The organism is Pinisolibacter aquiterrae, from assembly GCF_019160155.1.
GTDB lineage: Bacteria > Pseudomonadota > Alphaproteobacteria > Rhizobiales > Ancalomicrobiaceae > Pinisolibacter > Pinisolibacter aquiterrae.
Genome location: NZ_JAFNIH010000019.1, coordinates 564,882 through 589,828, shown reverse-complemented (window position 1 = coordinate 589,828; position 24,947 = coordinate 564,882). Strand labels below are relative to the sequence as shown.

The following is a 24,947-nucleotide window of genomic DNA, read 5'->3' as shown; positions in this document are numbered from 1 at the left end:
CGGCGCATTGACCGGCGGGGCACCGTCGGGTGCCGCATCTCATTCGAGGCCACCCGAATTTCGGGCGGCCGGGATCAGCCGGGAGATCTCCGCCTTGAACCGACCCGAACGTTTCCCCCCGCTCCCGTCCTCGTCCGCCGAGGGCGCCGCGCCGGGAGGCGCCCGAGGGATGTTTCCCACGCTCTCCGAGTGGAGCGGGCCGGCCTCGGTCGGTCTCTTCGTCCTGGCACTCCTCGTCGCGCTCCATGCGGCGGCGGCGCTGGTCGTGCCGATGACGGCGGCGGTGATCCTCGGTTCGGTGCTCGCCCATGTCGGCGATCGCGGCCAGCGCATCGGCGTGCCGCCCCTGGTCGCGGCGATGGGCCTCGTCGGCGTGACCGGGGTCGGCCTGTTCTTCCTGGGCACGGCGGTCGCCGAGGCGATCGGCGGCATCGCCGACCGCGCGCCGGAGATGGTCGCGCGCCTGGACCGTCTCGCCGATCGTCTGTTCATCGCGGTCGACGCGCGGCTCGTCGGGAGCGGCGGTCTCGTCGACGGGTCGCCGATCGCCGGGCGGCTGGGGCGGATCGCCTCCTCGGTCGACATGAACGCGGTCACGAGCTTTCTCGGCGGGCTGACGCCGGCGCTCGGCGAGGTGCTGATCTTCCTCGCCACGCTGGTCTTCTTCGTCGCCGGGCGGGCGTCGTTGCGGCGGCGGGCGATCCTCTCCTTCGGCGATCGCGATCGGCGGCTGGCGATGATCCGCGTCTTCAATTCGGCCGAGACGGCGCTCGCCACCTTCTTCGGCACGACGGCGGTGATCTATCTCGGCGTCGGCCTGATGACGGCGCTCCTCGCCTGGAGCGGGGGCTTGGCCAATCCGCCGCTGTGGGGAGTGGTGACGATGCTGCTCAGCTTCGTGCCGTTCCTCGGGCCGGCGATCGTCGCCTTCGCGCTCGCCTCGGCGGGATTTCTCGCGCAGGAGAGCCTCGTCGCGGCGCTGTGGCCGGCGCTCGGCTTTCTCGTCGTCCATCTCGCCTGCGAGAACGCCGTCATTCCCTCGATCCTCGGGCGGAAGTTCGAGATCAATCCGTTCCTCGTCTTCGTCGCGATCGTGTTCTGGTCGTGGATGTGGGGGGCGATGGGGGCGGTACTCGCCGTGCCGATCCTGCTCGTGGCGCGAACTCTGCGCGAGGCGTCGAGCGGCGCGGCGCCGGGCGCGCTGCCCGACTGACGGCGGCGAAAGAAGAACCCCACCGCTCCGGAGTGGAGCGGCGGGGTTTCGTTCGCGTCGGCCGGAGGGCGGCGGGATCAGAGTGCGACGGCGGGACGGTCGGCGGCGATCGGGCCGGTGCTCGCGCCGATGTCGTCGAGCCCGTCGATCGACATCAGCTGCATCAGCCGCTGGCGGGCGCGGTTGACCCGGCTCTTGATGGTGCCGACCGCGCAGCCGCAGATCTCGGCCGCCTCCTCGTAGGAGAAGCCCGACGCGCCGACCAGGATCAGCGCCTCGCGCTGGTCGGGGACCAGTTCGTCGAGGGCGGTGCGGAAATCGGCGAGGTCGAGATGGCCGTGCTGGGCCGGGGTCGAGACGAGCCGCGCGGCGGCCTCGCCGTCGGTGTCCTGGACCTCGCGGCGCGCCTTGCGATACTGGCTGAAACAGGTGTTGCGCATGATGGTGAAGAGCCAGGCGCGCAGGCTCGTCCCCTCGGTGAAGGAGGCGCGCGCGGCCCAGGCCTTCATGACCGTCTCCTGCACCAGATCGTCGGCGCGATCGGGGCTTCCGGTCAGGGAGATGGCGAAGGCGCGCAACGATGGCAACTCGGCGAGGAGCGCCGTCTTCAGAGCGGTGATCTCCGTCATTTCTCCTCCTTCTCCGCCGGCGCGATCGCGGTCGCGCGTTCCTGTTTCTCGAGCTGGTCGAGAAGCGAGGTCAGGCGGTCGGGAACGGGTTCGGCGAGGATCGATCCGTAGAATTCGCGGAGTTTCGATCCGAGATGGGTCTGGATCGGATCACGGGTGCCTGTCGGGCGGCGGGTGGGGTGCTCGTGGTCGGACATGCGGGGCGCTCTTCGCTGGGAGCCGTCGCGCCGGTGCGGCGGTCCCGGGGATGGAAAGGTCTGGGCTCTCCATAGTCGAACGCGCGAGCGAGCCGACGGTTCCCATGGCGCGCGGAAAAAACTTTCGAGGAGGGTGGAACCGATCGGCGCGACGGGCGTTGAGGACGTCGAGGAGGGTCGCATGGTTTCGGCTCTCGCGCTCGTTCATACGGAAAGACGGCTCATGTCCATCACCGCACTCATCTCTCCGCAGCTTCCTCTGCTCCGCCGCTACGCTCGCGCGCTCTCCGGCTCGCAGGCGAGCGGCGACAACCACGTCGTGGCGATGCTCGAGACGCTGGTCGCCGATCCGAGCGGGTTCGATCGGTCGCTCGAGCCGCGCGTCGCGGTCTACCGCCTCTTCTCCTCGGTCTGGAACGCCAATCCGATGAACCGTCTGGCCGAGGAGGTGGGACCCGAGACCGTCGCCGATCGCCGGATCGAGGCGCTCACGCCGCTGCCGCGCCAAGCCTTTCTCCTCGCCGCGGTCGAGGGTTTCTCGACCGCGGACGCCGCGACCATCCTCGGGGTCGGCGACGACGTCCTCGGCGAACTTCTCGGCGAGGCCTCGCGCCAGATCGGCGAACAGGTCTCCTCGCGCGTGCTCGTCATCGAGGACGAGCCGATCATCGCGATGGATCTCGAGGCGCTGGTGGAATCGCTCGGCCACACCGTGGTCGGCAATGCCCGCACCCGCGCGGAAGCGGTGGAGATGGCGCGGCGCACCCGTCCGGGGCTGGTGCTCGCCGACATTCGCCTCGCCGACGGGTCGTCCGGTCTCGACGCGGTCAACGACATTCTCGCCGACTTCGAGGTGCCGGTGATCTTCATCACCGCCTATCCCGAGATGTTGCTGACGGGCACACGGCCGGAGCCGACCTTCCTGATCGCCAAGCCGTTCCGCGAGGACACGGTGAAGGCGATCGTCTCGCAGGCGCTGTTCTTCGACACCGCCGCGTCGTCGGGCCTCGCGCGGTCCGCCTGAGGCCTTCCCACGAACCCCCCGATCGGAGACGAGGGCCGTTGACCTCGGAGGATCTCGCCAACCTTCACGCGATCGTCGACGTCGTCACCGTGGTGTCGTCGCTGTCGGCGATGGCGGCGGTCGGCTGGTACATGACGCGCATGCGAGGGCGGGCCGGCGGCTTCGCGGGCGTGACGGCGGTGATCGCCGTCTTCGTGCTGGCGCTGGCGGCGACGCGAGTCGTCGGCTTCCTAGTCGCCCGGATCCCCGGGGCGGCGGCGCTCCACGTGCTGGAGGCCTTCGCGGCGGGCATCGCGCTCGTCGCCGCCTTCGCCATGTGGCCGCTGGTGCCGCGTCTCCTGACGATGCCGACGCGGCGCGAACTGGTCGAGGTCAACCGGCGGCTCGAGGAGGAGCGGGAGGCGCGCCAGGCGCTCGTCGAGGAGACGCGCCGGCTCAACGCGGAGCTCGAACGCCGCGTGGTCGAGCGCACCCGCGAACTCGAACTGGAACGGCGCCGCTTCGAGATCGCGCTCTCCGGCAGCACCATCGCGGTGGCCGAACAGGACCGCGATCTCCGCTACACCTGGATGTACAACGCGCCCGCGACCCTCGGCGGGGTCGATCCCGTCGGCCGCTCGCCGGAGGAGGTTCTTCCGGCCTCGACCGCCGCCGCGCAAGGCGTGGTGAAGCGGCGCGTCATGGCGACGGGGCAGGCGGAGCGTTTCGAGGTGGCGATGCCCGGCGCTGCCGACGCGTGGTACGAGGGCCGGATCGAACCGTTGACGCAGGCCGGCGAGGTCGTCGGGGTGATCACGGTCTCGGTCGACATCACCCGGCACAAGGAGCACGAGCGCCAGATGCGCGAGGTGCTCCGGGAACTGACCCACCGTTCCAAGAACCTCCTCGCCGTCGTCCAGGGCATCGCCCGGCAGAGCCGGGTCGGTCGGCCGGGGGAGGCGGAGTTCCTCGACCTCTTCAACGGCCGTCTTCAGGCGCTCTCACGCGTCCACGAGATCCTGGTGGAGGAGCTGTGGCGTGGGGTGGGGCTGCGCGAGCTGATCGCGCGGGAACGCGACTGCGTCGGTGTCGGCACGCACCGATCGTTCCGCGCCGACGTGCCCGACCGGCGCCTGTCGCCCGAGGCGGCGCAGAATTTCGCTCTGGCCCTGCACGAGCTCTTCGTCGAGGCCCGGGGCGCCGGCGACGCCGAGGAGCGCGACGAGATCGCGTGGCGGGAGGGCGAAGGGCGCTTCGTCTTCACCTGGGAACGGTCGGGCCCGCCGGGCGAGGCGCTGCGCGAGGGGTTCGGGCGGGTGTTCCTCGAGCGGCACCTGCCGCGCGCCGTCGGCGGCGTCGCCACGCTCGCGATCGAGGCGGACGCGACGCGCTATCGCCTCGACGGGCCGCTCGCCGCGCTCGAGCCGACCTGATCCCGCGCGGCCCTCGACGGGCGTGTCGAAGGGCCGTCGCGGATGCGTCGGTCGAGGCATCGGGGTCAGAGCGGGGTGGCGGTCCGGCCGAGACGGCGGACGGTGAGGAACGACGCCGGCAGGGCGACGAAGGCGCCGAGCACGGAGAGCCAGCTCACCCAGAGCAGGGCGCGACCGTCGACGCCGTGGGTCAGAACCCACAGCGAGCCGGCGGTCGAGAACAGGCCGACGAGCGACAGATAGGTCGCGATGGACAAGAGGCGCAGGCCGGGTCTCGCGGAGTGCGTCATCTCGATCTCCCGAAGCGGTTTCCGTCTGGACTTCACGACGTCAACGCGGCACGGCCGATTTCGTTCCCGAACGGGCTCGGGGAAATCGCGGGCGGAGGCCCGCGGGTCTCAGTCCTGGTCGGACCGGACCTGGGCATGAGCGAGGAGGGAGAAGAGCAGGCTGCCGCCGGCGACGTTGCCGAGGAAGGCCGCGGCGACGAAGGAGACCGATCGTCCGAGGCTCGCCTCGCCGGTCAGCGCGAGGATCCAGGCCTCCGCCGAGCCGGCGACGACATGGGCGAAGTGTCCGACGTCGATCAGCCCGGTCAACAGCACCACGGCGACCAGCCGCTCGCCGTCGAGGCGGGATTGGATCCACACCAGCGCGGCGATCAGGAAGCCGGCCGGCACCCCCGCCGCCACCGCGCCGGAGAAGGAGAAGTGGAGGATCGAGCGCGACACCTCGACCATGCCGGCGCGCAGCTCCTCGGAAAGCCCGCCATGAGTCGCGCCGAGGGCGAAGAGGAAAGTGCCGACCATGTTGGCGGCGAAGACGATCGCCCAGAGACGGGCGAGATCGCGCAGGTTCTTGCGGCTCGGGTGGGTGGCGACCGGCAGCACGGCGGTGATCGTGCTCTCGGTGAAGAGCTGCATGCGGCCGAGGACGACCAGCACGAAGCCGAGCGAATAGCCGAGCCCGCCGAGCAGCAGTTTGGCGGCGCCGTCGATCGGCGGCTGGTGCAGCACCGCCTTGGCGAGCACCGAGACGCCGATGACGAGGCCGGCGGTGAGGCCCGACCACATCAGGGCGAGGCTCGAGCGATTGAGCTCGACGAGCCCGTGCCGGCGGATGATCTCGTGGGAGACGGCGGCGGAGGGAATGCGGGCGCCGTCGACGGCGGCGGCCTCCTCCTCCGTCAGGCGGACGATCCGCTCCTCGGCGGCGATGTGGTCGGCGCGGCGGGCGGCGGGGCGGGTGTCGCGCGGGGGGACGTCGTCGGCGGCCATGGGCGGCTCCTCGTTCGTCGGTCGTCGATGGCGGGGAAAACGCGGGGGCGCGGGGATCGGTTCCGCTCTTCGTGGGATCGTCATCGGCGTCGTGCCGGTGTCGACGGACGAGACGGCCCGCCCGAAGGGTCGCTTCGAGCGGGCCGGGGGATCTGCGGAGCGATCGATCGTCACATGTCGTCGATCGCCTTCTTCAGGGCGTCCTTGCCCTTGCCGATCGCCTTCTTGGCGTCGCCGGCGGCCTCCTGGGCGAGGCCCTCGGCGCGCAGCTTCGGGTCGTCGAGCATCTTGCCGGCGGCTTGCTTGGCCTTGCCGGCGACTTCGTCGGCGTAACCTTCGATCTTGTCGGTGGTGGCGCTCATGGCGGGTTCCTTTCGGTTCGATGGGAAGGGGTCTCGGATCGGTCCGAGCGTGCGGAGGGCGCGGGATCAGCCCTCGGCCCGTTCGAAGGTCGGGGCCTTCTGGAGGGTGTCCTTGGTGACGTCGACGGTCAGGCGTCGCTCGCCCTTGTCGTCGAGGGTGGTGGTCAGGGCGGCGTAGGGCAGGGCGACCGCCTTCTCGCCGACACCGAGGAAGCCGCCGACGCCGATCACCACGCCGGTGACCTTGCCGGATCCGTCGACCAGGAGATCGTTCACGTCGCCGATCTTCTCGCCGGTCCTCGCATAGACGTTCCGGCCGACGATCTCGGAGGTCAGGTGGTCGCCGGGTCGGGTGGTGGCGATCGGCGTCGTCGCGGCGGTCACCATCGGCGCCACGGTCGAGGGGGTGCCGACGGTGGTGGTCTTCGGCACGTCGGTCGACATGGTGCCGGCGGCCTGGGCGGCGCCGAAGGTGACGGTGGCGAGCGTGGCGGCGAGCAGAACAGTCTTGTTCATTCGAAAGTCCTTTCGAGTGTCGTCGACTTTTCGTCTTTTGACGTCGCTGATCTTCGACGAGCGATAGAAGCTCATCGTCGAGCGACTGTCCGAACAACACGCGAGAGGCCGGTCCGGTTCCACGGATCGGTCGAAAAATGCCAAGACCGGAATTCGCGGAGGTGTGGGAACCGGAGGCGGTGCGAGGGCGTTGCTTTCGCGCATGAGCATTTTCACGCGAAAGGAGCGCCTCATGACACGCAGTGTTCTCATCGCCCTGGTGGTCGTTCTCGCCGCCGGCGTCGGCGTTCTCGCCTGGCAGTTGCACGAGGAGCGCAAGCCGGCGGACGGTGTCGAGATCTCCATCGGCGATCACGGGGTGTCGATCGAGAAGAAGTGAGGCGATGGGCCGAGGGGGCGGAGGAGCGTCGCCCTCCGCCCCCGCGGGGCGTCGGTCTCGGAGGGTTCGGCGTCAGAACTGCGCCTGTTCGGCCTCGAGATAGGCGAGGCTCACGTATTTGCCGATGTTGCGGTCCCAGCCCTTGGTCTCGGCGGCGCGGGAGGAGACGCGCGGGTCCTTCAGGGCGAAGGCGAGCGCGCCCTCGAGCGGGATGTTCTGCTTCACCGCCTCGACGCAGGATTCCCAGATGCCCATGAAGAGGTCGCGATGCCAGGCGAGGACGCCGGGGCCGGCGTCGCCGTGGGCGGGCAGCCAGATCGTCGTCTTGCTCGTTTCGACCACCTTGTCGAGCGTCTCGAAGGTGCCGGGATAGGAGCCGTCGTCCATGTTGGCGATGCGGCGATCCATCAGCACGTCGCCGACGCAGCAGACGCCGTCGTCGAGCACCTCGACGAGGATGTCGGACGGCGTGTGAGCGGTGCCGTAGTGATGCATGCGCAGGGCGACGTCGCCGAGCGAGATCTCGAAACCGTGGCCGATGTCATGGTTCGGCGGCACGATCTCGGTGCCGAGCGTCGCCTCGTTGGTCCATTTGACCATGGCCTCGTGCCAGAAGGAGCCGGTCGTGCCCTCGATCGCGGCGCGGGTGCCGGGATGGGCGTGGATCGGCACGTCCTTGCCGTAGGCGGCGAGGAAGCCCTGATTTCCGAGCCAGTGATCGCCGTGATAATGGGTGTTGACGATGCCGATCACCGGCTTTTCCGTCAGTTTCTTCAACTGGCGGATCGACATTTCGGCGATCTGCAGCGAGGCGCCGCTGTCGACCACGACGACACCGCGATCGCCGACCACGAAGGTGACGTTCGACATCAGCCCCTGGTTCTCCGGCGTCGGGAAGCCGTCGGGCGCCTTGATCATGAAGACGTGCGGGCTGATCCGCTCGAGCGGCCGGTCGGGCACCGGCGGTCCCTTGACGAAGGCGGCGACCTCGGTCGCGGCTTCGGCGATCTCCTCGAAGAAGACGGTGCCGGTGCCGACGACGGCGGCGGTCGCGGCGCTTCCGGCGAGCAGGCTGCGGCGGGTCAAGGCCATGGACGGTCTCCCAGAGGCCCGAGGGCCTCACTCGAAATGGTAATGGTCGTGGTCGAGGGCGGCGGCGACCGACTCGATCTCTTCGGGGAAGATCATCGAGCCGAGGTGCGAGACGCAGCTCTCGACCTGCCGACGCAGATCGGCGCGCGTCTGAATGCGCCGTTCGAAGGGCGTGTAGAGCGAGAGCGCCTCGCCGTCGGTCGCGCGCCTCGCGTGGCAGGCGCCGTTGCAGTCGTTCTCGGCGAGGAGGCGGCGGCCCGTTTCGAGCGTGGCCGGATCGGCGGTCTCGCCGGCACGCGAGCCGGCGAGGGATGCCGCCCAGGCGAGGCCGGCGAGCCCGAGGGCGAGCGACAGGGCGATCTCAGAGCGCATGGATCATGCCCTCCCGTGGCGCCGGGCGGCCGTCGACGATCCTGTCGGTGAGGACGGCGCCGATCCACATCGACCACAGGACGATCCAGGAGGTCAGCGCGAAGACCGAAGCGCCGGAGACGCCGGCGCCGACCGCGCAGCCCCCGGCGAGCACGCCGCCGAAGCCCATCAGGCAACCGCCGGCGATGTAGCGGCGCATGGCCGTGCCGCTGTCGAAGCCCTCGAGCTTCAGATCGCGACCGAGGGCGCCGGCCAGGAAGGCGCCGATCACCACGCCGGGGATGAGGCCGAGATCGAAACTCAGCTTCGAGCCGGGCGGGGTCAGCGTGTACATCAGCACGTCGGCCGAGGGCGAGGTGAAGCTCAGCGCATGCACCGGCACCAGTTCGAAGGAGGTGGCCGCCATGGTGAAGTTGAACCACCACGCCAGTGCGACGGTTCCCCCGACCCCCGCCGCGCCGACCCAATAGAACCACGGCACCCGGTTGCGGATCGCGATGGTGAGGCCGAGGGCGAGCCACAGGGCACCGAACAGGGCGCCGCCGACATGGCCGACGCCGGTCAGGCCGAGGAGATCGCGCGAGTTGCCGTCGATCGTCCACAAGGCGTTGACCCAGCTCCTGAACGGCGACAGGGCGCCGTCGCGCGCCGCTTGGGCGACCACGGCGAAGACGAGGCCGGAGAGGAGGGCGCGCAGATTGCCGGTCGCGGAGAGGACCAGCATGCGGCTGGCGCAGGCGCGCGTCAGCGTCATGCCGCACCCGAACATCAGACCGCCGATGATCGCCCCGGAGAGCGAGCCGGTGTTGTTCAGCTGGCGGACGGTGCCGGTGTCGAAGAGACCGCCGACGATGAGCAACTGGGTGACGATCAGGGCGGTCGAAAAGGTGAAGAGCCAGATCGCCAGACGTCCGCCGAGGTAACCGTGGGCCACCTCGAGGGTCGCCGCGCGCAGGCAGAAGCGGGAGCGTTGGGCGAGCGCGCCGAACAGCACGCCGATCACGCCGCCGCCGAGCGCGAGCGCCCATTGATCGCCGAGGAGGTCTATCAGGCGCTCGAGCATGGCGATGCCTTCTAGGGCTTGATGTAGGCGTAGTGGTCGCGGAACTGGAGTTGGGTCAGGCGGACCACGCCGGAAGGCGTGAAGTCGGCGTCCATGACGAACTGGTTCTTGGTCAGCTTGCGCCGCTTCATGGTGATCTCACAGACCTCGAAGGTCACGCCGCTGGCCTTCAGCGCGGCGATGAGCGGGGCATATTCGACGTTGTTCTTCAGGTCCTTGGCGCCTTCCATCAGCAGATCGACGCCGTCGGCGTGGGTGACCACGACGATCTTGGTGTCGGGGGCGACGTCGAGGTGGTTGCGGATGTTGCGCAGGCCCTTGAGGCCCTGAACCTGGGCGTCGTCGATGTGATAGACGACCGCGTCGCCGGCGAAGGCGGGCGCGGCGAAGCACAGGAAGATCAGCATCAGGAGATGCCGCAGCGAAGCGAGCCTGGTCATCGATTTCCTCCCCTTGTCGGCGTCGTTCAGAGCGCGCCGGGATTGCCGTCCATGTTGCGCAGCGTCGGCAGATCGAGATGGGGCGGCTTCACCGTCTTCTGCGATCTCAGATGGCGGGCGACGAGATCCCAGATCGGCTCGCCGCCGGCGTCGCGGGCGGCCTCCGACACCGGCGCCCAGCCCGCCACCTTGTAGGTCTTGCCGGCCTCGATCGGCTCGCCGCCGAGGCGCATGTCGTCGATGCGCTTGCCGATGGTCGCGGTCGGGTCGCAGACGTAGCTCATGCCACCGACGCGGACCATGTCGCCGCCCTGTTGATAATAGGGGTCGGCGTTGAAGAGGTTGTCGCAGACGTCCTCGAGCACTTCCTTGATCTGCGCGCCGGTCATGTTGGTCAGCGTGGTCGTCGGATAGGTGATCGCGGTCTGATCGAGCACGTTCTCCATGGTGATCGCCTCGCCGGGAAGCACCGTCGTGCCCCAGCGGAAGCCGGGCGAGAAGGCGATCTCGGCGTCCTTCTCGGCGATCAGCGCGTCGACGATGACCTGATCGAAGGAGCCGTTGAAGTTGCCGCGGCGATAGAGGAGACCCTCGCTCACCGCCAGCTTCTCGGCGAGCTTGGCCTCGTAGGGCGCCCGCACCTTGGTGATGAGCACGTCCATGTCGGCGTCGGCGGTGAGCAGATTGGCGAAGACCGGCAGCAGGCGATAGCGGAAGTCGGAGACCTTGCCGTCCTTGACGTCGAGATCGAGCACGCCGAGGAACTTGCCGTTGGAGCCGGCGTTGGTGACCAGCGTCTTGCCGCCCGGGTTCGAGACGATGGTGGGCTTGGGCATGCCGTCGTGGGTGTGGCCGCCGAGAATGGCATCGATGCCGGAGACCCGCGAGGCCATCTTCAGGTCGACGTCCATGCCGTTGTGGGAGATGACGATCACGACCTTGGCGCCCTCGGCGCGGGCGTCGTCGACCGTCTTCTGCATGTTCTCCTCCTGGATCCCGAAGGTCCAGTCGGCCACCATCCAACGGGGATTGGCGATCGGCGTGTAGGGGAAGGCCTGACCGACCACGGCCACCTTGACCCCGTTGACGTCGCGCATCGTGTAGGGCTTGAAGACCGGATCGCCGAAGTCGGCGGTCTTGATGTTCTGCGCCACGATCTCGATGTGACCGGCGAAGTCGCCCTCGGCGACCTCCTTGACGCGGTCCTGACCGTAGGTGCACTCCCAATGGAGCGTCATGATGTCGATGCCGAGGAGCTTGGCGGCGTCGACCATGTCCTGGCCCTTGGTCCAGAGCGCGGTGCCGGAGCCCTGCCAGGTGTCGCCGCCGTCGAGGAGGAGCGCGCCGGGACGGGTCGCGCGGATCCGCTTCACCAGGGTGGCGAGATGAGCGAAGCCGCCGACCTTGCCGTAGATCGGCGCGAAGCGCTCGAAGTCGAGACAGGTCAGCGCATGGGCCTCGGGCGTGTCGGCGGCGATGCCGAATTCGGCGAGGAAGGCCTTGCCGACGACGTGGGGGGCGCGGCCCTTCATCGCGCCGACGCCGAGATTGACGCTCGGCTCGCGGAACCAGATCGGCTTCAGCTGGGCGTGGCAGTCGGTGATGTGGAGGAGCGACACGTTGCCGAAGGCGGGGGCGTCGTAGAGACGGTCGGCGGCCTTTTCGGCGCGCGCGATGTCGGTGGGAAGCGCCATGCCCGAGGCGCCCGCCGCCGCGAGAAGCTGGAGAAAGTCACGACGATTCATGGCGCTTCGCCTCGATGTTGCGGATCTGGACTCTGGTGCGGTCGACGGGATCGGCCCGGCCGATCGTCGCGCCGAACGGGACCCGACCGGAGGGTGTCCGGTCGGGTTCGGCCTCATTGATTGACCGGCGAGGCGGGATCGAGCAGGAGGGCCATCAGGTCCTTGATCTGCTTCTCGGTGACGATCCCCATGTGGCCGGCCCGGGGCATGTTGGAACAGGCGTTGGAGGCCTTGGAGTTCCAGATCTTGGCCCAGGTGGTGCGCTTCACCTCGTCGGTGTCGCCGCGCAGCTTGCCATACTGATAGAGGCTCGGGCCGATGGTGCCGTAGGAGATCTCCTTCGGCGAGAGCTGATGGCAATTGTAGCAATTGCCGCCGTTGACCATGTCGGCCTTGTCGGTCGAGGTGAGGCCGCGCCCGCTCTGGGCGACCTTCTCGCCTTCCTTGTAGTCGCCGAGCCAGACGCCGTCGCTCGGCCACTTGACGGTCGCCAGATTGGCGGCCTCGATCTCGGCGCGCTTCTTCTCCCCGGTCTTGCCCGAGACGTTGTCGGGATCGGAGCAGAAGGCCTGGGTCTCGTCCTGGTCGAGACGGGCGAGCGTGGCGATGCCCTTGGAGCGGAAGCCGCTCTTCAACATCGCCTTGAAGGACGCGTCGTCGGCGCCCGGTCCCCACGGGCCTTCGCCGGCGCCGGCCGAGGCCGTGCCGAGGACGAGGAGAAGCGCGACGGCGGACAGGGATTTCACGGTGGTCGACATGTCCCGCCTCCTCAACGCTTGATGCCGGGGGTGTCCATGGTCGCGCCGTTGGCGGTGGCGGCCATGTACATGGAGAGGGCGACGGTGACGTCGGACCCGTAGATCGGCTCGGGGAAGCGCTGCTGGCGGAAGCAGTCGGCGAGGCGCCACTGCATGCCCCACATCTGCCCGGCGGAGACGCGATAGGCCGGCCAGGAGGTCCAGCCGGCGGCGGCTCCCTTGTGGGTCGGGATGTTCGGCAGTTCCTGGAGACGGATGCGCACGCCTTCCTGCCCGTGACAGGTCGAGCAGGAGAAGTCGTGCGGGCCGCCCTGGTAGTAGAACATCCGCTTGCCGAGCTCGAAGGCCTTGCGCTCTTCCGGATGCACCAGGGAGACCTCGACCTTCACGCCCTTGGACTGGCCCGAGACGTAGGTCGCGATCGCCTCGAGTCTGTCCTTCTCGGGGGTGTTGAACTTGGCGTCGATCAAGGGCTTCACGTCGATGCCCTGGAGCGTCGACATGCAGGTGAGGACGCGGGATTCGACGTCCTGGACCTTGCCGGTGTCCTTGAAGAAGCGCGGCAGATGGGCGTAGGCCCCCTGCACCACGCCGGCGCCGAGGCCGAGATCGCAGCCCTCGAGCGACACGTTCTTCGGGCCGGCCGGCGTCTTCCAGAGCTCCTCGCCCTGCGCCTCGAACAATTCCGCCGGATTGCCGTCGCGCAGGGCCTCGCGGTACTGCTCGATGCTCTCGATCGACTTGTCGGTTTCGGCCGACACGACGCCGGTCGACGCACCGACGACCGCCAACGCGGTCGCGATGCCGATGGCATGCCATCGTTTCATGGTCTCATCTCCCCCCGGTCTTCTTCTTGGTCATGGACGTCGGATCGGCGGCGGTGATCAGGTCACCGTCGCCGTGTCGGTGCGGGTGTCGCCCTTGCTGTCGACCCAGGTGATGGTGACCTTGTCGCCGGCCTTGCCGCCCTTGATCTTGAAGGCGAGGAAGGGGTTCTTGGAGACCGAGGGTCCCCACTGCGCTTCCATCACCACCTTGTCGCCGAGCTTGGCGGTCACCTCGGAGATGAACCACGCCGGGATCGGCGCGCCGGAGGCATCCTTGCGGAAGCCGGTCTCCATCTCGTGGCTCATCAGAACCTTGACTTCGGTGATCCCGTCCTTGCTCGCGGCGCGGATCTTCATCGGATTGCCCATGTGTTCCTCCTGAAATCGCGAGGGGCTCAGCCGCCGCAGCCGCCGAGCGTGACCTTGATTTCCTTGGTCGCGGTGAAGTACTTGCCGCCGGCCTTGACCAGAACGACGACGTTCGAGGTCTGGCCCATCTTGATGCGGGTGGTGACGTCGGGGACCATGTCGGGGCCGATGTCGAAGAGGGCGGCGAGCATGTTCGGGTTCTTCTCGACGAGGAACGAGATCTGCGTCGTGTCGGGAAGCTTGCTGACCGCCTGGACCGGCACCACCGCGCCGTTCTCGGCGATGTCGGAGGCGAGGATCTGGACGTCGCCGCTCTCGGTCGCGCCCTCGGCACCCATCAGCTTGTAGGTCTCGGGCAGGGTCTTGCTCTCGAAGGCGGCCTTGTTCCAGGCCGCCAGCACGAGGCGCGGCGTCACCAGGGTGCCGATCGTCGCCAGGAGCCCGAGGGCTCCGGCGCGGGTGAGGAGCCGCCGTCGGCTCAGGGGTTCGAACGTCATGTCTTTCATTCCTCCGCTTGGTTGCGCGCTTCGGCGCGTCACTTGGTGGGAGCTCCGTCGAGGATCCAGGCGACGAGGGTCTTCAGGTCCTCGTCCTTGATCTCTTCCTGAGGGGGCATGGCGATGTCGCCCCAGACCCCTTCGCCGCCGGCGCGAACCTTGGCGAAGATCTGGGCGGAGACGTCCTTGCCCTTGTACTTGTCGGCGACCTCGAGATAGCTCGGGCCGACCAGCCGGCTCGACACCGCATGGCAGCCGAGGCAGCCCGACGCTTCGGCGAGCGCCGCCGCGGACGGCTTGCCGCTCGTCGCCGCGGCCTCGGAGGCGGCGGTGACCTGACCGCGGACCTGACCGACGCGGCGGTTCTGGTCGGCGAGGTTGCCGTGCGAGGCGAGCGCGTAGTCGGGCAGCGACGAGGCGATCTCGGGCGCCGTCTTGCAGTCCTTCATGCAGGCGACGGCGTGCGTGTCCGGCTTGACGTCCTTGCCGGAGAGCGCCTTGCCCGGCCACATGGCGTGGTCGAAGGTCATGCCGTTGCGATTGGGCATGATCTTCTGGACGTCGCGGATGGTCTGATCGTTCAGCACGAAGTCGCTCGGCACGATGTCCGAGAGATTGAGCAGATAGGCCAGCACTGCGTAGACCTCGTCGTCGCCGAGCGATTTCGGCGCGTTCCACGGCATGGCGCGGCGGATGTAGTCGAAGAGCGTCGAGACGGTCGGCACCTTCATGAAGGTGGTGCGGGCCGGGAAGTCCTTGCGCATGAGAGCGGCGACGTGGCCGGTCTTCAGGTCTTCCTTCTCGACGCCGCCGACCAACGGCGTGAACACCTTGTTGCTCTCGCCGAAGGTGCCGTGGCAGACGGCGCACTTGCCCTCCCAGATGTCCATGCCCTGATCGACGCTGCCGGAGCCCTTGGGCAGGCCGAGGAAGTCGGGGCGGACGTCGATGTCCCAGGCCTTCAGCTCGGCCGGGGTGGCGGTACGGCCGACGCCGGAGAAGTCGTCGAGGGCGAAGCTCGCGCCGGCGCCGCCGACGACGGCGAAGGCGAGCGCGGTGAAGAACAGGCGGGGGCGGTCAGAGAACTTGAACATTGCTCACGTCCCCGTTCATCGCGACCTTCCAGGACTGGATGGCGTTGTTGTGATAGATCGAGCGGGTGCCGCGCACCTCGCGCAGCTGGCGGTAGCCGGGCTGGACGAAGCCGGTCTCGTCGATGGCGCGCGACTGCAGGATCGCCGGGCGGCCGTCCCAGTTCCAACCGACGTTGAAGCGGGTCAGGCACTTGGAGAGAACCGGGGTCTGCAACTGGGCCTCGACCCAATTCATGCCGCCGTCGAAGGAGACGTCGACGCGCTTGATCTTGCCGCGTCCCGACCAGGCGAGGCCGGTGACGTTGTAATGGCCCTTGTCGAGCAGGGTCTGGCCGCCCGAGGGCGAGGTGATGACCGACTTCGCCTCCTGGATCGAGGAATACTGGCGGTGCTGGCCGTCGGGCATCAGGTCGATGTAGTGGTCGGCCTCGTCCTTGGTGGCCCAAGGCGCATCGCCGACTTCGACGCGGCGCAGCCATTTGACCCAGGAGACGCCCTGGACGCCGGGGACCACGAGGCGCAACGGATAGCCGTTCTCGGGGCGCAGCATCTCGCCGTTCTGGCCGTAGGCGACGATCACCTCGCCGGAGAGGACCAGTTCCATCGGGATGGTGCGGGTCATCGACGAGCCGTCGGCGCCCTCGGCGAGGACGAACTTGCCCTTCTTCAGGTCGGCGCCGCAGTCCTCGAGCAGGGTGATCAGCGGAACGCCGGTGAACTCCGAGCAGGACAGCATGCCGTGGGTGTACTGGACGGTCGGAACCGCGACGTTGCCCCATTCCATGCCGGTGTTGGCGCCGCATTCGATGAAGTGCATGCGCGACACCGACGGCATCCGCATCAGATCGTCGAGCGTGTAGACCTTGGGCTTCTTCACGAAGTCGGGGGTCGAGCCGTTGACCATGAAGCGATGGCGCGACGGGTCGATGTCGTGCCAGCCCTGGTGATGGCGCTCGAAATGGAGGCCCGAGGGCGTGATGATGCCGAACATGCCCTGGAGCGGCATGAAGGAGACGCTGGAGCCGGCGACCTGGGTCAGGCCCGGGCTCTGGCGGCGCTGCATCGCCGTCTCGTATTTCGACGGCATCCCGTAGGGGGTGGCGGCGACAGGCTGGCCGAGCGAGGTCGACCACGGCGGCAATTTCAGAATGGCGTCGTCGCCGGCGGCGGCATCGGCGGCGAGGGCGCGTCCGGCCCCGGCCACGCTTCCGCCCGCCATGGCCGCGGCTGCGGCGAGGAACGATCCGCGCAGGAAGCCACGGCGTCCGCTGGAGACCTCGGCGATCTCGCCGGGCGACAGGAAATCCTCCGGCGCCCGCCTGAGACGCGCGCCGCCTCCTTCGAATGTGGATTCCTCGATGGTCCGCGTCGGTCTCGTCATCGCCCCTCCTCGATCGCTCTTTCGCCTCGGATGTCCGAGGCTCGGCGTGAGGGGGCGGCATGCGACGACGGTCACGCGGTCCGGCATGGACCACGCGCCCTCGATCGTTCGTTTCCTTCCCCTCACGCGTCCAGGCTGTTCGGTCGCCCGGATCTTCGTCGTCGTTCAGGTTAAGGCGATGGGCGGAAGATCCTATCGGGGACGGTGCCGGGGGTGACTGGGGGTTTTCACCCATGTCGCCCCGAGGGCGGTCAGCCGGGCGGCGGCTCCGAAGCCCAGGCGATGAGTTGGGCGACCGAAGTGGCGCCGGCCTTGGTCATCAGGTTGTGGCGATGGTTCTCGACGGTCTTCACGGAGATGTCGAGATCGAGGGCGATGGCCTTGCTGGTCTTGCCGGCGATGACCAGGGCGAGTACCTCGCGCTCGCGTTCGGTCAGGCAGGAGAGGCGGCGTTCGAGCGTGGTCTGGCGCGAGCGCCGCCGGATCGTCTCGGCGCTGGCGGCGAGCGCCTCGCCGATGCGGTCGAGCAGGACCTGATCGTCGAAGGGCTTCTCGAGGAAATCGAGGGCGCCGTGGCGCATCGCCCGGACCGCCTTCGGGATGTCGCCGTGGCCGGAGACGAAGATCACGCCGACGCTGGAACCGCGCCGCAGCAGCTCGGTCTGCAGTTCGAGACCGGAGAGGCCGGGCAGGCGCACGTCGAGGACGACGCAGGCCGGGGTCTCGTCGTCGAGCACGTCGAGGAAGGCCTGCGCCGAGGTGCAGGCGACCCAACGATAGCCGACCGAGGAGACGAGGAAGGCGACCGAATCGCGGACGGCGGGGTCGTCGTCGACGATGTAGATCGTCGGGGCGGTTTCAGACACGCGCGATCTCCTCGATGAGCGGCAGTTGGAACCAGAACGTGGTCGCGCCGGGGGTGTCGATGTCGACGTCGAGACGGCCGCCGTGGGCCTCGACGATGGTGCGGCTGAGCGACAGGCCGAGACCGAGTCCCTCCGGTTTGGTGGTGAAGAAGGCCTCGAACAGGAGGTCGATCGCCCCCGGCGCGACGCCCGAGCCGTTGTCGGTGACGCTCAGGCGGACGACGTGATCCATCGCCTCGGCCTTCACGGCGATGCGCGCGTCGGCGACCCCGGACACGGCCTCGGTGGCGTTCTGGAGGAGGTTCAACACCACTTCCTCGATCTGCAGGCGATCGGCCATGACCCGGGGCAAGGTCGAGGGGATGTCGACCTCGAGGCGGACGTCGCGGCCGCGCGCGGTCGGCTCGAAGAGATCGATGGCGTCGGCGAAGACGCGGGAGGGATCGAGGGGCAATTGCTGCGAGGGATGCTTGCGGACGAAGTCGCGCATCCGTTTGACGATCGACCCGGCGCGTTCGGCCTGGACGGCGATGCGGCGCACGCCTTCGAGCACGCCCTCGGGGTCGATGCCGGCGTCGAGGCGGCGCTCGCAGCCGCGCGCGTAGCTGAGGATCGCGGCGAGCGGCTGGTTGATCTCGTGGGCGAGGGAGCTCGCCATTTCGCCCATCAGCGACAGGCGGACGGTGTGTTCCATGCGCTCGCCCTTGACGCGCGCCTGTTCGTGGGCGCGTTGCAGCTCGCGGGTGCGGCGGCGCAGGAGATGGGCGACGCGGAAGACGTGGAAGATCCACCACGCCGCGATCGTCGCGGCGACCATGCCCCACCAGCGGTGTTCCCAAAGGAAGTCGCGCAGGCCCAGAGGCGTGAAGAGGGCATAGGGCCCGACCTTGAGCCCGCGATAGAGGTCCTGGACGAGGCGATAATCGACCGGATCGGTCCACACCACCTCGCCACCGGCGGGCTGCATGACGAGGAGCGCGCGGGCGATCTCGGCGGCGAGGGCGGGCGCCGTCTGGGCGACCTTGACGAAGGGCCAGCCGGGATAGAGGCGGGTGGAGACCTGACAGGGCAGGGTGCCCGAGGGCTTGCGGCCGATCACCCGGAATTCGTCGGGCCGGGCGGTGCCGTCGGCGATCAACTGCTCGAGGAGGCAGGAGCGGACGATGCCGGCCTCGGCGCGGCCGGAGCGCAGCGCGTCGATCACGCCCTCGACGGGATAGCCGACGAAGAGGAGATCGGTCTGCCTGAACGGGTCGACGCCGCGCTCCAGCAGTTCGAGCCAGGCGGCGCGGAAGCCGAAGGCGTCGCGCGCGACGGCGGCGATGCGGCGTTTGCGCAGGTCGGTGACGATCTGGACGTCGGCGAGATCGGCCGGGACGAGGATGGTGGCGCCGACCGATTCGTCGGAATAGCTGCCGTTCATGTCCTGCTCGGTCGCCAGCGCGGTCGCGGCGTAATCGATGCGCAGCTCGAGGAAATGGCCGGGATTGGTGATGAGGAAGTTCAGCCGATTGGCGGCGACGGCCGCCGTCAGAAAGGCGGTGCTCCCCGTCACCATCTCGAATCGGTATTGCGGCAGCGTCTTGGAGAGATGCGCGAAGGTCGGCGCCCAGTTGGCGGCTGCCACCTCGGCGCCGCGATAGGCGAGGACGCCGACGCGCACGACCGGGCGCGTGTCCTCGGCCGCCCCGGCGGACGGGCCGAAACCGATCGCGGCGAGGAGGAGAGCGAGCATCGCCGCGAGGACCACGACGGTCCGGCGCGCCGATCGAGCCGTTTCGATCAATCGCATCGCAGCCGTCCGCAGGACCGTTCGGCGGCGATCATGGCGCGCAGGGTGACCGGGCCCGGCCAGCCGATGAAGGCGGTGTCGCCGACGACGAAGGAGGGCGTGATCTTCAGGCCGAGATCGGCGGTGCGGCGGCGTTGCGCGGCGAGATCGGTCTCGGCGCGGGCGGGGTGGCCGTCGTCGGGGCCGTCGAGATCGAGGCCGAGCGCGGCGGCGACCTGCTTCGCCCGGGGGGCGTCGACGAAGCCGCGCGAGCCGAGGAGCGCGCGATGGAACCCATGCGCCGCGTCCGCGCCGAAACGGCGGAAGGCGGTCTGTTGCAGGGCGGCGACGGCGGCGGAGGCCGGCGACAGGATCGGATCGTGGACGAGCACCAGGGCGAGACGATCGTCGCCCGCCAGCACCTCGTCGAGGGCCGGCGCCGCCGTGCGGCAGAAGGCACAGTTGTAGTCGAAGATCTCGTGGACGACGACGTCGGCCTCGGCGGCGCCGAAGCGCTGCAGGCCGGGCACGTCGGCGAAGGGCGCGCGCGAGGGCAGCGCGAAGTTGCGGATCGGCGAACCGTCCGACGCGGCGAGCCCCGGCACCGCGGGCGGCGGCGCGGCCGCGAAGGCGCGCGCCGTCGCGGCGAGCAATCCTCCGGCGGCCAGATGGGCGATCAGCGCGCGTCGATGAAAGGTGGTCCCCAAGGCGATGTCCCGCAGCGGTCGAAAACGGCTGGGACTATCGTTCTTCCGCCGATTTCTTTCAATCGGTTCGAAAGAAGGGGCGGCGAAAGGCGGTCTCCGATCGGGTCTCGCCCGTCGCCATCGCCCACGTGGACAGGGCCCGGAACGGGGGTGGGAGAGCCGTCCGCAAGGGTCACAAGATGTATGCGGGCGTCATTTCTGGAAGGGGTGGCGCGACAGGACGCGGAACGGCTCGCCGCGGCTCGGCTGGACGGCGAGGGTGATCGCGTCGACCGCGACGGTCTCGGCGAGGGCGTCGAGACGCGCGGCGAGAGCGTCGCGGACGGCGTCGCGGCGCGGCGCGGGCACGGGGCCGGTCAGGGTCATGTGGAAGCGGAAGTCGTCGAAGACATGGGCGTAGCCCCAGCGATCGACCTTCTCGATCCGCGCCTCGCTCGGGGTCGATCCGAGGCGGCGGCGGCGCTCGGCGGCATCGAGGGGCGCGCGGAACGGTTCGAAGGCGGTGACGCAATCGGCGGCGAGACGATCGATCGCGGTGGCCTCGGCGCGCGGGCGCAGGGCGACGAAATCGCCGAGGAGGGCGACGGCGAGCGTCGCGGCGAAGGGGGATCGCGCTTCGGCGAAGGCGTCGGCGGCGGCGCGGAGGCCGGCCTCGTCGGTGCCGTCGGCGAGTTCGAACGGCGCCTTCAGGGTGGCGTGGAAGCCGTAACGGCGCGGGTCCTCGGTCAGCGCCTCCCAATCCGCCGCGTCGCAGGGGGCGCCTTCGGGAAAGGGTGGGCGCGCGCCGGTGACGGCATCGCGGCCGATGATCGCGCTCGCGGCGCGCCACAGGGCGGTTTCGGGCGCGGGCAGGAAATAGACGGCGTAACGGGGACGGCTCATGGCGGCTCACGGTGGCTCCGGCCCGGCGGCCGAGCGCGTTCAGGCGACGACGACGGCGTCGAGGAAGGCGGAGACGGCGGTGTCGAGATCGCTGCCGTTGTCGATGGTGCGGTCGGCCGAGGGGCCGTCGCCGGGTTCGAAACGGCGGGCGAGACGGGTGTCGCCGGCGCCGTCGCTCGGGCGCGCCCGCGCGGCGATGCGGCGGGCGAGCACCTCGCGCGGGGCGACGATCTCGACCACGGTGACGTCGGGCCAGCGCCGCCGCGCCTCGGCGAGCACCGTGCGCGAGACGTTGATCACCACGGTGGCGCCTCGGGCGAGGTCGGCCTCGATGGTGGCGGGGATGCCGTACCAGTGGCCGTGGGCGTTCCACGACAGCGAGAAGCCGCCGCGCGCACGCACGTCGAGGAAGGCGCGTTCGTCGGCCTCGACGTTGTCCTCGGCCTCGGAGGCGGGGCGGGTGACGATGCGGCGCGGGAAGACGTAGCGGGCGTCCCAGGCGAGGGTGACGCGCGCCGCCTCGATCAGCGTGTCCTTGCCGGAGCCGGACGGCCCGACCACCAGAACCACCCGGCCGGGCAGGTCTTCGGTGGTCGGATCGGCGCCGCGCGTCAGCAGGGTGCCTTCGGAGCGATCGGTCATCACGACACCCGCCGCCCCAGCCGGAACACCTCGCGCACCACCGGATGGCCCTCGACCTGGGCGATGCGGACGAGGTCGGCGCGCTTGCCGACGACGATCTCGCCGCGATCGCCGAGGCCGGTCGCCTCGGCGGGGTTCTTGGTGACGGTGCGGATCGCGCCGGCGAGACCGCCGACGGCGGCGACGTCGGCGATGGCGAAGGCGCCCTCGATCAGGCTCACCGGCACGTAGTCCGAGGAGAGGATGTCGAGGACCCCGGCCTCGGCCAGTTCGATCGCCGAGACGTTGCCGGAATGCGAGCCGCCGCGCACGACGTTGGGGGCGCCCATCAGCACGGCGAGACCGGCGGCGTGGCTGGCGGCGGCGGCCTCCACCGTCGTCGGGAACTCGGCCACGGTGACGCCGTCGGCGAGGGATTCGGCGACGTGGACCTCGAGCGTGTCGTCGTGGCTCGCCAGCGCGATGGCGCGCTCGTGGGCGAGGTCGACCAGGGTGCGGCGATAGCCGGCGGCGAAGCGGCGGTGGAGATCCTTGCGGTGCTCGAAGAAGGCGTCGAGATCGGCGTCGGACTTGCCCGGCGACTTGCCGCGATAATAGTCGCGCAGTTTCTCCTCGTTGCGGAACTGGCGCTGACCGGGGGTGTGGTCCATCAGCGACATCAGGCGCACGTCGAAGCGGGCGAGATAGTCCTGCGCCTGCTCGATGACGTCGACCGAGCAGATCTCGCATCGGAGATGGGTGTGGTGATCGGCGCGCAGGAGCCCGGTGCCCTTGGCCTTCTCGATGGCGTCGCCGAGCCGGAAGAGGCCGGCGCCGAGCGAATGGCGGTCGCCGTCGGTGCCGGCGCGCAGGCTGTCGAAGACGGTGGTGATGCCGGCGCCGGCGATCTGCGCGTCATAGGCGAAAACGGCGGAGAAGGGTTCCCAGAACACCTTCGGGCGGGGGCTGTAATGGGGTTCGATGTGGTCGGTGTGGAGTTCGACCAAGCCGGGGACGAGGAGATCGTCGCCGCAGTCGAGCGCCTCGGGGAGGATCCGATCCTCTTCGATCGCGACGATCAGGCCGTTCTCGACGACGACGGTGCCGGGGACGACACGGTCGGCGAGGACGACGCGGCGCGAGGCGAGCGCGATCGAGGCGACGGCCTCCTGGGCGACCAGAGCGGTGGTGGGCGTTTCGAGGGCGTTCATGGCTGCTCGTATCTCTCGAGGAAGGCGTCGATCGAAAGGTCGCGGAAGTTGTTTACGGCGGCTTCGAGACGGTCGTGTGACCAGTCCCACCAGGCGACGCGGATCATGCGGGCGGCGGCATCCTCGGACATCCGCCGCTTGATGAAGCGGGCCGGGACGCCACCGACGATCTCATAGGGGGCGACGTCCTTGGCGACGACCGCGCCGGCGGCGATCACGGCGCCGTCGCCGACCGTGACGCCGGCGAGCACGGTGACGCCGTGGCCGATCCAGACGTCGTTGCCGATCGTCACGCGGGCGGCGCGGCGGGCGGCGAAGAAGGCGTGGTCACGTTCCTGAGCGGGCCAATAATATTCCGGCGTGTAGCTGAGCCGGTGGATGGTGGCGCGGTCGAGCGGATGGTTCGGCGGGCCGATGCGGGCGCTCGCGGCGATGGCGGTGAAGCGGCCGATGGTGGAGTCGGCGATCGAGCTGTCGTGCATCACGTAGGAATAGTCGCCGATGGTCGAATATTCGACATAGACGCGGTCTCCCAGCTCCACGTGCGTGCCGATCTCGGCCTCGCGCAAGGCGACGTCGACGCCGTTCTTTCCCTCGCGCGGGATCTTCGGCTGGGGCGTGGTCATGCGGCGATCTCCCGAACGGCGAAGGCGGAGACGTCGACGATGCGGGTCGCGACCCGGTCGCGGACGTCGCCGTCGTGGAAGATGCCGAGCATGGCGACGCCGGCCGCCTTCTTGGCCTCGATCAGATCGACCACCACGGCGCGGTTGGCGGCGTCGAGCGAGGCGGTCGGCTCGTCGAGGAGGAGGAGGTCGACGTCGGCGATCAGGCCGCGGGCGATGTTGACGCGCTGCTGCTCGCCGCCGGAGAAGGTCGCCGGCGGCAGGGTCCACAGTCGTTCCGGCACGTTGAGGCGGGTGAGCAACCCTTGCGCTCGGGCGCGCGCCTCCGTCTCGGCGAGGCCCTGGGCGAGGGCGGGTTCCATCACCACGTCGAGGGTCGCGACGCGCGGGACGGCGCGCAGGAACTGGCTGACGTAGCCCATGGTGGTGCGGCGCAGGCCCAAGATCTCGCGCGGGGTGGCGGTGGCGACATCGACGAGGCGGTCGGCCGAGCGGACGCGGATGGCGCCGCGATCGATGCCGTAATTGCCCCAGACCATCTTGAGGATCGACGACTTGCCGGCGCCGGAGGGGCCGCCGAGGACGACGCATTCGCCGGCCGCGACGGTGAAGGCGACGTCGCCGACCACCGGAATGGTCAGGCCGCCGCGCAGGTGCATGACGAAGGACTTGGCGACGCCTTCGACCGAGAGGACCGGATCGGAGTGGGTCATGGCGGGCCTCACGGTTGCAGGATCGAGGAGACGAGGAGCTGGGTGTAGGCGGCGCGCGGGTCGTCGAGGACGCGGTCGGTCAGACCCTCCTCGATCACCCGGCCCTGTTTCATCACCATGATCCGGTGCGACAGCAGGCGGGCGACGGCGAGGTCGTGGGTGACGACGATCACCGCGAGGCCCATGTCGGCGACGAGGCGGCGGACGAGATCGAGGAGGCGCGCCTGGACCGAGACGTCGAGGCCGCCGGTCGGTTCGTCCATGAAGACGAGGCGCGGCGCGGTGACGAGATTGCGGGCGATCTGGAGACGCTGGCGCATGCCGCCGGAATAGGCGGTCGGGGGTTCGTCGATGCGGGTCGGGTCGATCTCGACGCGGTCGAGCCAGTCCTCGGCCTTCGCGCGGATGGCGCCGTAGCTGCGGGCGCCGACCGCCATCAGCCGTTCGCCGACGTTGCCGCCGGCCGAGACCCCCATGCGCAGACCGCGCGCGGCGTCCTGATGGACGAAGCCCCAGTCGGTGCGGAAGAGGAAGCGGCGTTCGGCCTCGGAGAGCGCGGCGAGGTCGCGGATCTCGCCGGCGCGGGTGCGGTAGAGAACCTCGCCGGCGGAGGCGGGCAATTGGCCGGAGAGGAGCGACAGCAGGGTCGATTTGCCGGAACCGCTCTCGCCGACGATCGCCAGGACCTCGCCCTCGCGGATGTCGAAGGAGACGTCGCGGCAGCCGAGGCGGTCGCCGTAGAACTTGGTCAGGCCGCGGGCCTCGAGCAGCGGGGGGGTGGAGATGGGGATCGGCATCGGCATCGGACGGCCTCGGTGTTCGTCGATCGGATTGCGAGACGTCGGTCGGACGGACCGCCGCCGGCTCGGGACCGCACCCTCCCCCGAGGGGAGGGCCGGGGTG

Annotated in this window: 30 protein-coding genes; 4 read left to right on the top strand and 26 right to left on the bottom strand. The window is 69.5% G+C overall.

The genetic code is table 11. The features are described 5' to 3' along the window. The first annotated feature begins 169 nt into the window (after nt 1-169). Entirely contained in the window at nt 170-1,213 is a 1,044-nt protein-coding gene (locus J3S89_RS07020; RefSeq protein ID WP_217926753.1) for an AI-2E family transporter, read from the top strand. A 77-nt stretch (nt 1,214-1,290) separates the two neighbouring features. Here the strand turns inward: J3S89_RS07020 and J3S89_RS07015 are convergent, their stop codons facing one another. Then, nucleotides 1,291-1,842 carry a sigma-70 family RNA polymerase sigma factor gene (locus tag J3S89_RS07015; RefSeq protein WP_217926752.1) on the bottom strand — a complete coding sequence of 184 codons (552 nt, stop codon included), beginning with the start codon at nt 1,840-1,842 and terminating at the stop codon, nt 1,291-1,293. Then, the gene (locus tag J3S89_RS07010; protein ID WP_217926751.1) at nt 1,839-2,039 is read right to left on the bottom strand and encodes a NepR family anti-sigma factor; all 201 of its coding nucleotides are present in this window, start codon (nt 2,037-2,039) and stop codon (nt 1,839-1,841) included. The genes J3S89_RS07015 and J3S89_RS07010 overlap by 4 nt, the downstream gene beginning before the upstream one ends. Before the next feature lie 223 nt (nt 2,040-2,262). On the opposite strand from J3S89_RS07010, the gene J3S89_RS07005 reads away from it, so the two are divergent. Then, nucleotides 2,263-3,063 carry a response regulator gene (locus tag J3S89_RS07005; protein WP_217926750.1) on the top strand — a complete coding sequence of 267 codons (801 nt, stop codon included), beginning with the start codon at nt 2,263-2,265 and terminating at the stop codon, nt 3,061-3,063. Between the two features lie 38 nt (nt 3,064-3,101). Beyond that, the gene (locus tag J3S89_RS07000; RefSeq protein WP_217926749.1) at nt 3,102-4,475 is read left to right on the top strand and encodes a sensor histidine kinase; all 1,374 of its coding nucleotides are present in this window, start codon (nt 3,102-3,104) and stop codon (nt 4,473-4,475) included. A 65-nt stretch (nt 4,476-4,540) separates the two neighbouring features. Here J3S89_RS07000 and J3S89_RS06995 read toward each other — a convergent pair whose 3' ends face one another. The 4 genes from J3S89_RS06995 to J3S89_RS06980 all read right to left on the bottom strand — a co-directional run bounded on the left by J3S89_RS06995 (nt 4,541) and on the right by J3S89_RS06980 (nt 6,630). Next, the gene (locus tag J3S89_RS06995) at nt 4,541-4,765 is read right to left on the bottom strand and encodes a hypothetical protein (protein ID WP_217926748.1); all 225 of its coding nucleotides are present in this window, start codon (nt 4,763-4,765) and stop codon (nt 4,541-4,543) included. Nucleotides 4,766-4,873: 108 nt separating this feature from the next. Beyond that, on the bottom strand, nt 4,874-5,752 hold the full coding sequence (locus tag J3S89_RS06990; protein WP_217926747.1) for a formate/nitrite transporter family protein: 879 nt from the start codon (nt 5,750-5,752) through the stop codon (nt 4,874-4,876). Between the two features lie 170 nt (nt 5,753-5,922). Beyond that, the gene (locus J3S89_RS06985) at nt 5,923-6,114 is read right to left on the bottom strand and encodes a CsbD family protein (protein WP_217926746.1); all 192 of its coding nucleotides are present in this window, start codon (nt 6,112-6,114) and stop codon (nt 5,923-5,925) included. A gap of 66 nt (nt 6,115-6,180) precedes the next feature. Continuing rightward, nucleotides 6,181-6,630: a PRC-barrel domain-containing protein gene (locus tag J3S89_RS06980; protein ID WP_217926745.1), complete on the bottom strand. Its 450-nt coding sequence runs from the start codon at nt 6,628-6,630 to the stop codon at nt 6,181-6,183. A 232-nt stretch (nt 6,631-6,862) separates the two neighbouring features. On the opposite strand from J3S89_RS06980, the gene J3S89_RS06975 reads away from it, so the two are divergent. Beyond that, nucleotides 6,863-7,009, top strand: a complete 147-nt coding sequence (locus tag J3S89_RS06975) for a hypothetical protein (RefSeq protein ID WP_217926744.1) — start codon at nt 6,863-6,865, stop codon at nt 7,007-7,009. 72 nt (nt 7,010-7,081) lie between these two features. Here J3S89_RS06975 and J3S89_RS06970 read toward each other — a convergent pair whose 3' ends face one another. From J3S89_RS06970 to phnK, 20 genes are all read right to left on the bottom strand, one after another. Next, nucleotides 7,082-8,101, bottom strand: coding sequence for an MBL fold metallo-hydrolase (locus J3S89_RS06970; RefSeq protein WP_217926743.1), 1,020 nt, complete (start codon nt 8,099-8,101; stop codon nt 7,082-7,084). A 27-nt stretch (nt 8,102-8,128) separates the two neighbouring features. Beyond that, nucleotides 8,129-8,473: a hypothetical protein gene (locus tag J3S89_RS06965; RefSeq protein WP_217926742.1), complete on the bottom strand. Its 345-nt coding sequence runs from the start codon at nt 8,471-8,473 to the stop codon at nt 8,129-8,131. Then, nucleotides 8,463-9,536: a YeeE/YedE family protein gene (locus J3S89_RS06960; RefSeq protein ID WP_217926741.1), complete on the bottom strand. Its 1,074-nt coding sequence runs from the start codon at nt 9,534-9,536 to the stop codon at nt 8,463-8,465. The genes J3S89_RS06965 and J3S89_RS06960 overlap by 11 nt, the downstream gene beginning before the upstream one ends. 11 nt (nt 9,537-9,547) lie before the next feature. Then, nucleotides 9,548-9,976, bottom strand: a complete 429-nt coding sequence (locus tag J3S89_RS06955; protein ID WP_217926740.1) for a DsrE family protein — start codon at nt 9,974-9,976, stop codon at nt 9,548-9,550. Between the two features lie 26 nt (nt 9,977-10,002). After that, on the bottom strand, nt 10,003-11,721 hold the full coding sequence (gene soxB / locus J3S89_RS06950; protein WP_217926739.1) for a thiosulfohydrolase SoxB: 1,719 nt from the start codon (nt 11,719-11,721) through the stop codon (nt 10,003-10,005). Nucleotides 11,722-11,834: 113 nt separating this feature from the next. Beyond that, nucleotides 11,835-12,479, bottom strand: coding sequence for a sulfur oxidation c-type cytochrome SoxX (gene soxX, locus J3S89_RS06945; protein WP_217926738.1), 645 nt, complete (start codon nt 12,477-12,479; stop codon nt 11,835-11,837). A gap of 11 nt (nt 12,480-12,490) precedes the next feature. Further along, nucleotides 12,491-13,306: a sulfur oxidation c-type cytochrome SoxA gene (soxA, locus tag J3S89_RS06940; protein WP_217926737.1), complete on the bottom strand. Its 816-nt coding sequence runs from the start codon at nt 13,304-13,306 to the stop codon at nt 12,491-12,493. A gap of 57 nt (nt 13,307-13,363) precedes the next feature. Continuing rightward, nucleotides 13,364-13,675, bottom strand: a complete 312-nt coding sequence (gene soxZ, locus J3S89_RS06935) for a thiosulfate oxidation carrier complex protein SoxZ (protein ID WP_217926736.1) — start codon at nt 13,673-13,675, stop codon at nt 13,364-13,366. A 26-nt stretch (nt 13,676-13,701) separates the two neighbouring features. Further along, the gene (gene soxY / locus J3S89_RS06930; protein WP_217926735.1) at nt 13,702-14,172 is read right to left on the bottom strand and encodes a thiosulfate oxidation carrier protein SoxY; all 471 of its coding nucleotides are present in this window, start codon (nt 14,170-14,172) and stop codon (nt 13,702-13,704) included. 38 nt (nt 14,173-14,210) lie between these two features. Next, nucleotides 14,211-15,266 carry a c-type cytochrome gene (locus tag J3S89_RS06925; RefSeq protein ID WP_217926734.1) on the bottom strand — a complete coding sequence of 352 codons (1,056 nt, stop codon included), beginning with the start codon at nt 15,264-15,266 and terminating at the stop codon, nt 14,211-14,213. Then, entirely contained in the window at nt 15,250-16,647 is a 1,398-nt protein-coding gene (gene soxC, locus J3S89_RS06920; RefSeq protein WP_217926733.1) for a sulfite dehydrogenase, read from the bottom strand. The genes J3S89_RS06925 and soxC overlap by 17 nt, the downstream gene beginning before the upstream one ends. 251 nt (nt 16,648-16,898) lie before the next feature. Further along, on the bottom strand, nt 16,899-17,513 hold the full coding sequence (locus J3S89_RS23500; RefSeq protein WP_217926732.1) for a response regulator transcription factor: 615 nt from the start codon (nt 17,511-17,513) through the stop codon (nt 16,899-16,901). Then, on the bottom strand, nt 17,506-19,305 hold the full coding sequence (locus tag J3S89_RS06910) for a sensor histidine kinase (protein ID WP_217926731.1): 1,800 nt from the start codon (nt 19,303-19,305) through the stop codon (nt 17,506-17,508). The genes J3S89_RS23500 and J3S89_RS06910 overlap by 8 nt, the downstream gene beginning before the upstream one ends. Further along, the gene (locus J3S89_RS06905; RefSeq protein ID WP_217926730.1) at nt 19,296-19,991 is read right to left on the bottom strand and encodes a thioredoxin domain-containing protein; all 696 of its coding nucleotides are present in this window, start codon (nt 19,989-19,991) and stop codon (nt 19,296-19,298) included. The genes J3S89_RS06910 and J3S89_RS06905 overlap by 10 nt, the downstream gene beginning before the upstream one ends. A gap of 192 nt (nt 19,992-20,183) precedes the next feature. After that, nucleotides 20,184-20,873 carry a DUF1045 domain-containing protein gene (locus J3S89_RS06900; RefSeq protein ID WP_217926729.1) on the bottom strand — a complete coding sequence of 230 codons (690 nt, stop codon included), beginning with the start codon at nt 20,871-20,873 and terminating at the stop codon, nt 20,184-20,186. Nucleotides 20,874-20,912: 39 nt separating this feature from the next. Continuing rightward, nucleotides 20,913-21,515: a phosphonate metabolism protein/1,5-bisphosphokinase (PRPP-forming) PhnN gene (gene phnN, locus J3S89_RS06895; RefSeq protein WP_217926728.1), complete on the bottom strand. Its 603-nt coding sequence runs from the start codon at nt 21,513-21,515 to the stop codon at nt 20,913-20,915. Further along, a complete protein-coding gene (locus J3S89_RS06890; RefSeq protein WP_217926727.1) occupies nt 21,515-22,705 on the bottom strand; it encodes an alpha-D-ribose 1-methylphosphonate 5-triphosphate diphosphatase in 1,191 nt (396 codons plus the stop codon). The genes phnN and J3S89_RS06890 overlap by 1 nt, the downstream gene beginning before the upstream one ends. Next, entirely contained in the window at nt 22,702-23,331 is a 630-nt protein-coding gene (locus J3S89_RS06885) for a DapH/DapD/GlmU-related protein (protein ID WP_217926726.1), read from the bottom strand. The genes J3S89_RS06890 and J3S89_RS06885 overlap by 4 nt, the downstream gene beginning before the upstream one ends. Beyond that, a complete protein-coding gene (gene phnL / locus J3S89_RS06880; RefSeq protein WP_217926725.1) occupies nt 23,328-24,044 on the bottom strand; it encodes a phosphonate C-P lyase system protein PhnL in 717 nt (238 codons plus the stop codon). Before phnL ends, J3S89_RS06885 begins: the two co-directional genes overlap by 4 nt. A gap of 8 nt (nt 24,045-24,052) precedes the next feature. Beyond that, nucleotides 24,053-24,847 (bottom strand): phosphonate C-P lyase system protein PhnK, encoded by a 795-nt coding sequence (gene phnK, locus J3S89_RS06875; RefSeq protein ID WP_420801349.1) that lies wholly within the window; start codon nt 24,845-24,847, stop codon nt 24,053-24,055. Between the last annotated feature and the right edge of the window lie 100 nt (nt 24,848-24,947).

Bases quoted from the DNA above. Each gene is read 5' to 3' on its own strand.
- soxZ (WP_217926736.1), bottom strand. From the start codon at position 13,675: ATGGGCAATCCGATGAAGATCCGCGCCGCGAGCAAGGACGGGATCACC.
- J3S89_RS06980 (WP_217926745.1), bottom strand. From the start codon at position 6,630: ATGAACAAGACTGTTCTGCTCGCCGCCACGCTCGCCACCGTCACCTTC.
- J3S89_RS07015 (WP_217926752.1), bottom strand. From the start codon at position 1,842: ATGACGGAGATCACCGCTCTGAAGACGGCGCTCCTCGCCGAGTTGCCA.
- phnN (WP_217926728.1), bottom strand. From the start codon at position 21,515: ATGACCGATCGCTCCGAAGGCACCCTGCTGACGCGCGGCGCCGATCCG.
- soxA (WP_217926737.1), bottom strand. From the start codon at position 13,306: ATGAAACGATGGCATGCCATCGGCATCGCGACCGCGTTGGCGGTCGTC.
- J3S89_RS06900 (WP_217926729.1), bottom strand. From the start codon at position 20,873: ATGAGCCGTCCCCGTTACGCCGTCTATTTCCTGCCCGCGCCCGAAACC.
- phnK (WP_420801349.1), bottom strand. From the start codon at position 24,847: ATGCCGATGCCGATCCCCATCTCCACCCCCCCGCTGCTCGAGGCCCGC.
- J3S89_RS06985 (WP_217926746.1), bottom strand. From the start codon at position 6,114: ATGAGCGCCACCACCGACAAGATCGAAGGTTACGCCGACGAAGTCGCC.
- soxY (WP_217926735.1), bottom strand. From the start codon at position 14,172: ATGACGTTCGAACCCCTGAGCCGACGGCGGCTCCTCACCCGCGCCGGA.
- J3S89_RS06925 (WP_217926734.1), bottom strand. From the start codon at position 15,266: ATGTTCAAGTTCTCTGACCGCCCCCGCCTGTTCTTCACCGCGCTCGCC.
- J3S89_RS07020 (WP_217926753.1), top strand. From the start codon at position 170: ATGTTTCCCACGCTCTCCGAGTGGAGCGGGCCGGCCTCGGTCGGTCTC.
- J3S89_RS07010 (WP_217926751.1), bottom strand. From the start codon at position 2,039: ATGTCCGACCACGAGCACCCCACCCGCCGCCCGACAGGCACCCGTGAT.
- J3S89_RS06885 (WP_217926726.1), bottom strand. From the start codon at position 23,331: ATGACCACGCCCCAGCCGAAGATCCCGCGCGAGGGAAAGAACGGCGTC.
- J3S89_RS06990 (WP_217926747.1), bottom strand. From the start codon at position 5,752: ATGGCCGCCGACGACGTCCCCCCGCGCGACACCCGCCCCGCCGCCCGC.
- J3S89_RS06955 (WP_217926740.1), bottom strand. From the start codon at position 9,976: ATGACCAGGCTCGCTTCGCTGCGGCATCTCCTGATGCTGATCTTCCTG.
- J3S89_RS06965 (WP_217926742.1), bottom strand. From the start codon at position 8,473: ATGCGCTCTGAGATCGCCCTGTCGCTCGCCCTCGGGCTCGCCGGCCTC.
- phnL (WP_217926725.1), bottom strand. From the start codon at position 24,044: ATGACCCACTCCGATCCGGTCCTCTCGGTCGAAGGCGTCGCCAAGTCC.
- J3S89_RS06910 (WP_217926731.1), bottom strand. From the start codon at position 19,305: ATGCGATTGATCGAAACGGCTCGATCGGCGCGCCGGACCGTCGTGGTC.
- J3S89_RS06970 (WP_217926743.1), bottom strand. From the start codon at position 8,101: ATGGCCTTGACCCGCCGCAGCCTGCTCGCCGGAAGCGCCGCGACCGCC.
- J3S89_RS07005 (WP_217926750.1), top strand. From the start codon at position 2,263: ATGTCCATCACCGCACTCATCTCTCCGCAGCTTCCTCTGCTCCGCCGC.
- J3S89_RS06975 (WP_217926744.1), top strand. From the start codon at position 6,863: ATGACACGCAGTGTTCTCATCGCCCTGGTGGTCGTTCTCGCCGCCGGC.
- soxX (WP_217926738.1), bottom strand. From the start codon at position 12,479: ATGTCGACCACCGTGAAATCCCTGTCCGCCGTCGCGCTTCTCCTCGTC.
- J3S89_RS06960 (WP_217926741.1), bottom strand. From the start codon at position 9,536: ATGCTCGAGCGCCTGATAGACCTCCTCGGCGATCAATGGGCGCTCGCG.
- J3S89_RS06890 (WP_217926727.1), bottom strand. From the start codon at position 22,705: ATGAACGCCCTCGAAACGCCCACCACCGCTCTGGTCGCCCAGGAGGCC.
- soxB (WP_217926739.1), bottom strand. From the start codon at position 11,721: ATGAATCGTCGTGACTTTCTCCAGCTTCTCGCGGCGGCGGGCGCCTCG.
- soxC (WP_217926733.1), bottom strand. From the start codon at position 16,647: ATGACGAGACCGACGCGGACCATCGAGGAATCCACATTCGAAGGAGGC.
- J3S89_RS06995 (WP_217926748.1), bottom strand. From the start codon at position 4,765: ATGACGCACTCCGCGAGACCCGGCCTGCGCCTCTTGTCCATCGCGACC.